Origin of the sequence: Pseudalgibacter alginicilyticus (assembly GCF_001310225.1) — a bacterium.
Lineage (GTDB): Bacteria > Bacteroidota > Bacteroidia > Flavobacteriales > Flavobacteriaceae > Pseudalgibacter > Pseudalgibacter alginicilyticus.
The window spans coordinates 2723611-2734854 of sequence record NZ_CP012898.1 but is presented as its reverse complement, the minus strand read 5'-3'; the positions used below and the strand labels follow the sequence as shown (position 1 = coordinate 2734854).

The 11244-nt window shown below is 30.5% G+C and carries 7 protein-coding genes and 1 tRNA gene; 5 read left to right on the top strand and 3 right to left on the bottom strand.

The window, feature by feature from the left end; genetic code table 11:
* Positions 1-32: 32 nt before the first annotated feature.
* Positions 33-106 (bottom strand) — tRNA-Ala (locus APS56_RS11325).
* A 105-nt stretch (positions 107-211) separates the two neighbouring features.
* On the opposite strand from APS56_RS11325, the gene APS56_RS11320 reads away from it, so the two are divergent.
* Together APS56_RS11320 and APS56_RS17040 are read left to right on the top strand one after the other, a co-directional pair.
* Positions 212-1570, top strand: coding sequence for an MATE family efflux transporter (locus tag APS56_RS11320; RefSeq protein WP_054728171.1), 1359 nt, complete (start codon positions 212-214; stop codon positions 1568-1570).
* Between the two features lie 15 nt (positions 1571-1585).
* Positions 1586-1762 carry a hypothetical protein gene (locus APS56_RS17040; protein ID WP_169786438.1) on the top strand — a complete coding sequence of 59 codons (177 nt, stop codon included), beginning with the start codon at positions 1586-1588 and terminating at the stop codon, positions 1760-1762.
* A gap of 102 nt (positions 1763-1864) precedes the next feature.
* Here APS56_RS17040 and APS56_RS11315 read toward each other — a convergent pair whose 3' ends face one another.
* Positions 1865-2506, bottom strand: a complete 642-nt coding sequence (locus APS56_RS11315) for a 2OG-Fe(II) oxygenase (RefSeq protein WP_054731358.1) — start codon at positions 2504-2506, stop codon at positions 1865-1867.
* Between the two features lie 114 nt (positions 2507-2620).
* On the opposite strand from APS56_RS11315, the gene APS56_RS11310 reads away from it, so the two are divergent.
* On the top strand, positions 2621-3073 hold the full coding sequence (locus APS56_RS11310; protein WP_054728169.1) for a 6-pyruvoyl trahydropterin synthase family protein: 453 nt from the start codon (positions 2621-2623) through the stop codon (positions 3071-3073).
* A gap of 436 nt (positions 3074-3509) precedes the next feature.
* Here APS56_RS11310 and APS56_RS11305 read toward each other — a convergent pair whose 3' ends face one another.
* Complete coding sequence (locus tag APS56_RS11305; protein WP_054728167.1) at positions 3510-4658, bottom strand: hypothetical protein; 1149 nt, start codon at positions 4656-4658, stop codon at positions 3510-3512.
* Between the two features lie 577 nt (positions 4659-5235).
* Between APS56_RS11305 and APS56_RS11300 the strand changes: the two genes are divergently transcribed.
* Both APS56_RS11300 and APS56_RS11295 read left to right on the top strand, forming a co-directional pair.
* Positions 5236-5994: a UDP-2,3-diacylglucosamine diphosphatase gene (locus APS56_RS11300; protein ID WP_054728165.1), complete on the top strand. Its 759-nt coding sequence runs from the start codon at positions 5236-5238 to the stop codon at positions 5992-5994.
* A 199-nt stretch (positions 5995-6193) separates the two neighbouring features.
* Complete coding sequence (locus APS56_RS11295; RefSeq protein WP_236778414.1) at positions 6194-11242, top strand: translocation/assembly module TamB domain-containing protein; 5049 nt, start codon at positions 6194-6196, stop codon at positions 11240-11242.
* Positions 11243-11244 lie beyond the last annotated feature (2 nt).

Here is an 11244-nt window from a genome sequence, read left to right as displayed (position 1 = left end):
GAAGTTTAATCCTAAAACCTTTTATTTAAAAGTGGAGAAGATGGGATTCGAACCCACGACCTCTTGACTGCCAGTCAAGCACTCTAGCCAACTGAGCTACATCCCCTCTTGTTTAGTCAAAACACATAAAATCATATAAATAATAGTGCTATTTTTTTCAAAATTACATTATTTTTCCATTTTTAAGTATAAAATCTTCTAAATCGAATATGTGAACACAAATATTACTTTAAAACAAATTAATAAACTTGCTATTCCAGCACTCATTGGAGGTATAGTAGAACCTATTTTATCATTAACCGACGCCGCCATTGTTGGAAATATTCCAATAAATGCTACCGAATCCCTGGCTGCAGTTGGTATTGTGGGCACATTCATATCTATGTTAATATGGGTTCTTGGCCAGACCCGAAGTGCAATTTCATCCATAGTTTCTCAATATGTTGGTGCCAACAAAATTGATACAATTAAAAATTTACCTGCACAAGCCATTTTCATTATTACAAGTTTGAGTCTGTTAATAATTATTGGAACCTATCCTATTGCTTCGGCTATTTTCAAACTGTATAATGCTTCAAATTTAATATTAGATTATTGTACAGAGTATTATAAAATTCGCGTTTTTGGTTTTCCATTTACATTATATACCATCGCAATTATTGGCGTTTTTAGAGGTTTACAGAACACTTATTACCCCATGATCATTGCTATTATTGGGGCCATTACAAACATTGTATTAGATTATATTTTAGTGTTTGGCATAAGCAACTATCTTCCTGCTATGCATATACAAGGTGCAGCGTACGCAAGCTTAATAGCGCAATGCTTGATGGCTATTATAGCAACCTATTATTTACTAAAAAAAACAGATATACCTTTAAAACTTAGTTTTCCTTTTAATTCTGAAATAAAAAGATTCGTTTTAATGATTCTAAATTTATTCGTGAGAACAGTAGCACTTAATGTAACTCTTTATTTTGCTACGCGTTTTGCTACAGGGTATGGTGCTGCACATATTGCTGCTTATACCATTTGTATAAATTTATGGTTTTTTGCTGCATTTTTCGTCGATGGCTATGCTAGTGCAGGCAATATTTTATCAGGAAAATTATTTGGAGCGAAAGCTTATCATGTTCTCATATCATTAAGCAATAAGTTAATTACTTATGGCATTACAATAGGTCTTATTTTAGCAATTGTAGGCTTTGTATTTTATTACCCAATAGGTAGAATATTTTCAAAAGAACCTGAGGTTCTTACGCTGTTTTATCATTCTTTTTGGATGATTCTTGCTATGCAACCCTTCTGTGCTTTAGCATTCATTTTTGATGGCATGTTTAAAGGTTTAGGGAAAATGAAATTTTTAAGAAATGTTTTGTTGTTTTCAACAGGTATTGTGTTTATACCTATTTTATTTTTTATGGATTTTTTAGGCTATCAATTACATGGTATTTTTACAGCACTAACATTTTGGATTTTAGCGCGAGGCATTCCTTTAATTATAAAATTCAGAAAAATATTTATTCCTCTTTCAGAAAAAATTAACTTTGACTCTAAATTGCCAAAATAAGTAACACAAATTATAATGAGTTTATTCTTAACTTTTTTCCAAGAAAATACCATTGAAGAAAAAATACAAAATGCTCCTAATAATGCATACGAAATAGGTGTATTTATTGGGTCTATGCTGCCATTTGTAATACTTGTTCTTTTGGCTTATTTTATTTATAGATACAACAAAAATAAAAACGATAAATTATAAAACATGGATATTATGTCTTTTTTAAGTGGAAACGGTTTGTTTCTAATTTTAGCTTTAGTTTTAATCATTGTTTACGTGGTAAATAGAAGAAAAAAACGTTAATCATCTGGTTTTTAACCACCCAGTAATACTTAAACGCTCTTTATTAACCGGTTTTACTTCATGTTCAATAATTTGACTTTCAAAAATCACCACACGACCTGGAAAGGGGTATATTGTTTTTTCAACCTCCTTTTCTTTTTCAGTTAAATACAACACCAATTCACCACCATTTTCTGGCAACCAACCATCTTCGTTCAAATAGCAAACAAAAGATAATTTTCGTCTGTCATCATTCTGAAACGTATCAATATGGCGTTTATAAAAAGTTCCCTTAGGATATAAAGCATAATGAAATTCTTTGTTTAAAATACCCAAAAAGCAAGTTCTGTTTAAGTAGGCTACCAAATCGTTTATTTTATCAAAAAACAAACATTCTTTAGCATCAGCATTACGCTCGTCTATCCATAAAATAACATCACCGCGAATAGATTTTACAATGGTTTCATTCACCCTGTTGCCAATAGCTGCTTTTTTAAAAGCATCTTCCTCATGTTTTTCTATAAGCGTTTGCCTTAATATATGGACCTCTTCCGAAGTGAAAAAATTATCAATAATACTATATTGTTGATTCCCAATATCAGAAATTATCTGCTCATACAGAGCATTTTCTACAAAATTAATGGCTTCAAAAAGTGGATTCATAGCTCCTAAAAGATTAAAAACCAAGTCCAAAATGGACAAAAGTGCGCAAATGTAATCTAAAAACCAATTGCATTTACAAAATGAATATCTTTGCACTATAAATTTCTCTTCAAAATGAACCACATTCGCATCACAAAACAATTCTCTTTTGAGTCCGGTCACGCACTATACGGCTATGATGGTAAGTGCAAAAATGTACACGGCCACAGCTACAAATTATCAGTAACCGTTATCGGTGTTCCCATTTCAGATAAAACCAATGTAAAATATGGCATGGTAATCGATTTTGGCGACCTAAAAAAAATTGTAAAAGAAGAAATTGTTAATGTTTTTGACCACGCCACTGTTTTTAACAAAAATACGCCACATGTAGAACTTGCTAAAGAGCTACAAGATCGCGGGCACAATGTATTATTAGTAGATTATCAACCCACCAGCGAAATGATGGTAATCGATTTTGCTAAAAAAATTAAAAAACGCCTCCCTGCACATATTGATTTGCACTCTTTAAAATTGCAGGAAACCGATTCGTCTTTTGCCGAGTGGTATAATTATGATAATATTTAGCACGTTACCTGTATCCCGAACCAATTCAGGATACAAGGCTTACACAAATCACTCATTCCAAGGAACTCAGTAATGACTCAATCCTTAGTGATTATAGTTACTAATGTATTTTAAAAAATCAAAATTACTTTGTTTTTCTTGAATGGTACAAGCGTATAAAATACTAAAAATCATATCATTACTATTCAATTATGTTAAAAAAACCTCTACAATATAAAAGTTTTTAAGGTTGATAAGAAATAAAACTATGATAAGTAAAGTAGAGAAATCCATTTTTTCAATGTGTCAATGTCACTAACTATATAAGGCTTACTGAACACTTACAAGTATATTATTAGTAAAAGACGCATTATTACAGTGTTTGATAAGCTATTAAATCAAATTTAATCTTATGGTAACACATATAGAAATTGCTTAGTAAAAATTACTGCATTTTTTACTTATTGTTAGCCTCTGTACTTTGCTGCAATAGTATGTTTTTATAATTAAATGTTATAGAAAACAAAAGGAATGGCAAAATTATATTAAAGTAACTTATATCAAAGTATGATTTAAAAACAGTTAAATAAAAACCATGATTCAAAACTGAAAGCATAAATGCAATAAAGACAGGGAGAAACAGAAAAAATATAGTTGAATTAATTAATGAGATGGTACTTTCAATCCTATAAGAGTATATTAAGGGAACTAAAATCAAAATAAAGCTTAATATTGTAGGTAACTGTCTGTTTTGTAAATCAAAAGGATTATGATATTTAAAGTGTTCCAAACTACTAACATTGTGAAAACATATATATGAAAATAATCCTATAGTTAATGAAGATACCAAAGTAAAATAAACTTTTTTCCGAATTGAATACTTGTAGTAATATTTAAACACTAATAATGAAATTGGAATAACTGCAATAACTCTTGTCATAATTAACGCAGTTGAAAAAAAAGATAAAGCTAAATAATTGATACTTTTCTTATTTGAAACTTTATTTTTTATATAAATCATGAATGATAAAATGAAAATGAAATTAGACATCAAATCACTTTTGACATAAACTTCCCAAAGGTATGAAGGTGATAATATTAAAAGAAATAGACAAAATAATTTATCCTTATAATTATCAAATGTTATGTAAGTTGTATAAATAAAGATTAAAAATGCAAATGACTGAAGAAAACCTACACTTCCAATGAAATAAAATGGTATTCCAATAAAAATAAGAGTAGGTAAATTAGATGTTCGTCCATTTAAATGATCTGTTGCAGAATATGGATAATCTCCTTTTAATAGTGCTTCTATTGCAACATCCATTGCAGACCACCTATCAACCATAAGAATATTACCATCAACTTTAATATTTAAATAAATTGTAAAAACAAAAAAAAGTATAGACGTAAAAACATACAGTAATTTGTAATATTTTCCCAAGTTTATTTTTACATAAACAAGACTTGTTATTGATAATATCAATACATAAACTAAGGCTACCAAATATTCATTAAACACATCTATTCTACTAGTATACTTTAGTACAAAAAGAGTATTTATAAAAATCAAAATAATATATATAAATGGAAATTTTTGTTTCATATGTCTTATTCTAAAATATACATGGTATTTGTATACTACTATTTATATCTCCGTATAAAATTTTTTAATAAAAAGCGGAACCAACAATAACATTGTTATTTTTCTATTTGTTCTTACCTTCATAAGTAAAAAGTTGGATGATGAACATACATAAAAGGTTTAGAATATTTAAGAAAATTGATAAAGATAATATTATTTTAATTGAATAATTTACAACCTAATATTACTTTTAATTAAGATGGCAAGTAATACGATTGTGTAACTTTCAAATTGAGTATACTATTGCAAAAAAAGTGTCATACTCCGCTGTCCAATCAGTATTATTATTAAATTCATAGAATTTAGTATAAACTTCATTAACGATTTTCTTTGAGTCTGTTTCTTTTTTATATAATTCATATTTAATCACATACAAAGCAAAGAGTAAGTCCATTTTAACAAACTTTATCGGTTACTAAAAAAAGGATTGAAAATTTTCTCAAAATCAAATTACATACTAAACTGACACAAAAAAACACCAATCGATAAAATACAAAACCAAACATTCTTGCATGGGCAGGAATTAGTATATTTACGCATGCAAATTCCAAAAGGAAAAAAAATATATTTCGCATCCGATAATCATCTTGGTGCACCTACAAAAGAAGCTTCTTTCCCTCGCGAAAAAAAGTTCGTGGCTTGGTTAGACAAAGTAAAAGAAGATGCTGCCGCCATTTTCTTGTTGGGTGATATGTTCGATTTTTGGATGGAATATAAAACTGTAGTCCCAAAAGGATTCACAAGAACCCTTGGTAAGCTCGCCGAAATATCAGATTCTGGCATTCCTATTTATTATTTTGTAGGCAATCATGACCTTTGGATGAATGGCTATTTTGAAGATGAACTAAACATTCCCGTTTTTCACCAACCCAAGGAATTTACTTTTAATAACAAAACCTTTTTTATTGGTCACGGCGATGGTTTAGGTCCCGGCGACAAAGGGTATAAACGCATGAAAAAAGTATTTACCAATCCGTTTTGCAAATGGTTATTCCGTTGGTTGCATCCAGATTTAGGTGTACGAATGGCACAACATTTGTCCGTAAAAAATAAACTTATTTCTGGCGATGATGATGCTAAATTCCTTGGTGAAGACAACGAATGGCTGGTGCTTTATTGCAAACGTAAATTAGAAAGTAAACACCGTGATTATTTTGTATTCGGCCACCGCCATCTACCCTTAAATATAGATCTCAATCCAAAATCCAAATACATCAATTTGGGAGATTGGATTCAATATTTTACTTACGGCATTTTTGACGGCAACCATTTTGAACTTAAAACATTCAAAGAATAATTCTTCTCTTATACTTTAAATTAGTCACACTTCTATTTAAATAATCAACTATTTTAATTTAAAGTAAATACGCATAAATTCATCGTTTTCATGATTAAATGAGTTATTAATAAAATGAATGTCATCAATAATATCGTATCTTAATATCTTAAATTTGTCATTACCAATACTATTTGGTATTTACTTATAAAAAAACAACGTGATTAAAAGCACTGATTCTAAAAATGCTCCAAAAAAGAAGAAACACAGGGCTCTTAAAATAATTGCAAGGATTATTTTAGGAATCCTTGTATTGTTGTTTTTAATATTACTGTTTATTAGAAGCCCCTGGGGCCAAAATATTATTGTGAATAAGGCTGTTGCTTTTGTTTCCAATAAAACACACACCAAAATTGTCCTTAAAAAACTCTTTATCACTTTTAATGGCAATATCCAACTCAATGGGTTATACTTGGAAGACACTAAAGGAGACACCCTTGTTTACTCAAAATCTTTAGAAGCCAATGTACCACTTTGGACCATGATGACTGGTAAAGGTGTTGGTGTAGATGCGTTATATTGGGAAGGCTTACGAGCCAATATAATAAGAAAAGATACTATTGATGGTTATAATTTTCAGTTTTTAATAGATGCTTTTGCTTCTACAGACACTACAAGTGTAAAAACAGACTCAACCTCAACACCTTTAAAAATTATTTTAGGAAATCTGAATTTTAAAAACTTAGATATTGTTTTTGACGATAATGTAATTGGCACCAATAGTCAATTTAAAATAGGTAAGTTACAAGCAGACTTTGATAAAACCGATTTAGAACAGATGTTTTTTGAAACATCTAAAATAGAATTAACCGATTCTAATATTAAATTCATCCAAAAACAAGTTCCAAAAGTTGCCGATTCCTCGGCTTCCAAATTACCAGTTTTAGTCATTGAAAAACTGAAAATGAACAATGTGCTTGCAGATTATAAATCATTTGGAGATAATATAGCTGCTAAGGCAAATATCCAAGATTTTTATGCCGAAATACCAAGCCTAAATTTGGTAACTAATACATTTAAATTAGATGACATTCGTTTAAAAAATTCTTCCTTCGTACTACATACGAAATCCAATCCGAATTTAGCCTCACATAATCCTGAAGAAACCAGCAATGCTTTTCAATGGCCCGAACAAAAAATAACGGTTAACAACATCAATTTTCAAAATATAGCTTTTAGTTATTTTGTAGATGATGAAAAAGCTAACACAGGGTCTTTAAACCCTAAAGCCATGGTGTGGACCGATCTTAATTTTTTAGCAAATAATATCATTCTAAAAGATAAAACTGCCAAATTACATATTGAAAACACTTCAATCAAAGAAAATTCTGGTTTAGACTTAAAAGCCTTAAGCCTTTCTCTTAGTGTTTCAGATCAAACTTTAAATCTAAAAAATCTAAAAACAGCTCTCAACAATAACAACCTAGAAGCCAACTTGCATTTAGAATATTCAGCACTTTCCTCTTTGATGAAAGCGCCAGAAACATCAAAAATAGATTTAAATATTCCAAATTTTAAAATTGATATTAATGATATTTTTCTATTTCAACCTGAATTAAAAAAGAATGCAATACTTGACTCCTTAAGTTCTAAACCTTTTACTGGCAATATAAAAGCCAATGGCTACCTTTCTAAAATCAGAATTTCAAGCATAAAAGCCAATTGGGGCAACTCTACTAAATTTTCAGCCAATGGAAACATTCAAAATGCTACCAATACAGATAGTCTTCAACTTAATATTCCTAATTTTTATGCTATTACAAAACGTTCTGATATTTCAAAATTTGTAAATGAAAAAGAAACGGGTGTTCGCCTTCCTGAAGATCTAAAACTTACAGGTGAAATTAAAGGCGCATTAAACAATATATATACAAACGCCGTATTGAACACCTCTCAAGGACTTGCAAAATTAATAGGGCATCTTAAAAACGCTAACGACTTAGAGTTTACTGCCGATGTTTCAATAGAAAATTATCAATTGGATGACCTGTTGCAAAACAAACAATTAGGCCCATTAAATACAACTATAAAAGCTCAAGGCAAAGGCAAAAACATTAATACACTAAATGCTAATTTGGAAGCTACGATTTCTAACTTTAAATATAATAATTATGATGTTAATGATTTAAAATTAATAGGCAATATTAAAAATGGTAGAGGAATCATTACCTCAAATTATAAAGACTCAAACCTTAATGCAGATTTAAATGCAAAATTAATTTTGGATTCCATGGCTCCAGAAGCCCACATAAAATTAAATATTATTGGAGCTAATTTACAAACACTTGGTATCATGCAACGCGATATTAAAACAAGCATGAACATTCAAACCGACTTTAAAGGCAATGGTACCAATTATGATATTACCACAGAAATAAACGACGGGGTGGTGGTTTATGACAATAAAACATACCTTTTAGGCCGTGTAAATGCTATGGCACATATTCGAAAAGACACCACTTCTGTATCTATAAAAAACAAATTAATAAATATGATTTTACAATCAAATGCCGAACCCCAAAAATTCAGCAAAGCGTTACGAAATCATATAGCAAGCTATTTTTATCGCGACCAAAAAATTTCGGACCGTCTAAGCCAGCCTGTACACTTAAAATTACGCGGACATATCAATCAAGCTCCCATTTTAAATGATGTATTTTTAGTGAATGCCAAAGATTTAGATACCATCAACTTGGCAATAGATTTTAATGAAAAAGCACGCCAATTAAAAGCTAATGTTGAAGTTCCGCATATTAATTATAGTGGTATGGTATTAGACAGTCTTGCTTTTTCTATGGATACAGATAATGAAAAATTTACGTTTGACATTGGATTTAAAAACATACTTGCAGGACCTCTAAATATTCCAAAAACCACTATTGTGGGCAATCAATCTAACAATAAATTGGACTTAAATATTTCTGCATTTCGTGATAATACTCAAATGATGTATGTAGATGCAAACATTACAGGTAATCGCGAAAAATTGAATCTTCATGTAATACCTGAAAAATTAATTTTAAATAATGAAAATTGGTCCATTCCTGCTAACAATGAACTAATTTTTACAGATAACAAAAAGCTGGCATTCAGCAACTTCAAAATCAATAAAAATGAGCAATCTATTGAAATTACTGACAAATTATCCAATGTTTCAAAAAATCATATAGCCATTACTTATACTAACTTTAAAATAAGTGAAATTTTAGATTATTTAAATCCAAAAACAAAATTAGCAACAGGCATATTACAAGGTGATTTTATAATCGAATCTCCTTTTCAGGAAACAGGAGTTTTGGCTAATCTATCGGTTAATCAGTTAAAGGTTATGGAAGTAAATTTAGGCACCTTGAAGTTGGATGCCAAATCACTTGGTGGTAAAAGTTATGATTTTAATGCGAAATTAAAAGGTGGCGAAATTAATTTGGATTTAAAAGGAGGTTATATAGCCCGTCAAACAGGAGCCAATTTAGATTTAAACCTCGATATTAACCAGTTTAATATGAAAGCATTAACTGGATTTTCACAAAGCAATATTTCAGAAGCTGATGGTACATTTTCAGGAAATTTCAAATTAACAGGAACAACAGAACAACCAAATTATGAAGGGAAACTAAATTTTAATAATGCCTATTTTAAACTCTCCAAGTTCAATACAGGTTTTACATTGGCTAATGAAACTCTAAATATTAACAATACTGGCGTTTCCATGAATAATTTTACCATCAGTGATGTAAACAAAAATACCTTTGCTTTATCAGGTAAAATAGGCACGGCATCGTTTATCAATCCGACCTTCAATTTAAAGCTTAAAGCCAATGATTTCCAATTCATCAACGCTACAAAAGAAGATAATGATTTTCTATACGGTAAAGCACGTTTTAATGCAGATGCTAGCATTTTAGGCGACCTACAAATACCAAAAGTTGATATGAATGTTACTGTGGATTCTGAAACTGATATTACTTATGTATTACCTTCAGCCTCAGTAAATATTGAAGAACGCGATGGCGTTGTTCTTTTTGTAAATAGAGAAAATCCAGATGCTATTTTAACCCAAACTGAAGAAAAAACAGCCACTATCAAAGGCTTTGATATTACAACCTCTTTAAAAATAGGAAAAGAAGCTGCTTTTACACTCTTAATTGATGAGGAAACAGGTGATAACTTTAAGGTGTCAGGTGAAGGAGATTTTAATTTTAAAATGAACCCTAACGGAAATATGACACTTGCAGGTATATATGAAGTTGAAACGGGACATTATGAATTGAACTTATACAATTTAGTAAATAGAAAATTCAACTTGGAAAGCGGGAGTCGCGTGACTTGGTCAGGCGATCCATTTGATGCCAAAATGGATATTAAAGCGCTTTATGAGGTAGATGCCTCTGCATCTACTTTAATGGCTCCAATATATTCTAACGACAATGTGTCCAGCAACAAATTTCGTCAAGTACTTCCTTTTTATGTGTATTTGAATATTGATGGGCAATTAATGGAACCTAAAATAAATTTTAATCTGGATATGCCAGAGGAAGATCAAGGCGCCATAGGTGGACAGGTGTATGGAAGGGTACAACAACTCAATCAACAAGAAGATGAATTGAATAGACAAGTATTTTCTCTATTAGTTCTTAATCGCTTTTATCCAGATTCAGGAAGTGATGGTAGTACGGGAGGAGTGGCTTCTATAGCTCGTGATAATTTAAACGATGCCGTGTCTGACCAACTTAATATTTTTTCGGATAAATTATTAGGTCAAACAGGTTTTGAGCTTGACTTTGGTTTAGATAGTTATACTGATTATCAAGGCAACTCCCCAGAAGATCGCACCCAATTGGATATTGCTGCTCAAAAAAAACTATTCAATGACCGTTTAATTGTACGTGTAGGTAGTGAGGTTGATATTCAGGGTAGCAGTTCCACAGATGAAGAAACACCACTTATTGGCAATGTAAGTATTGAATATTTGCTTTCTGAAAATGGACGGTATCGATTAAAAGGGTTTAGAAAAAATGAATTTGAAAACGTTATTGATGGACAAACAATTGTCAGCGGAATTTCTGTAATTTTTACACAGGAATTTAATAAGTTTAGAGCGCTTTGGGAAGCTTTATTAACATCAAAAACCGAAGAAGAAAAGCAAGAAGAAGCAAAAGCAAACAAAAAAGCCGAAGAATCTAATAAAATACGTGAACAAAAAAACTAAAA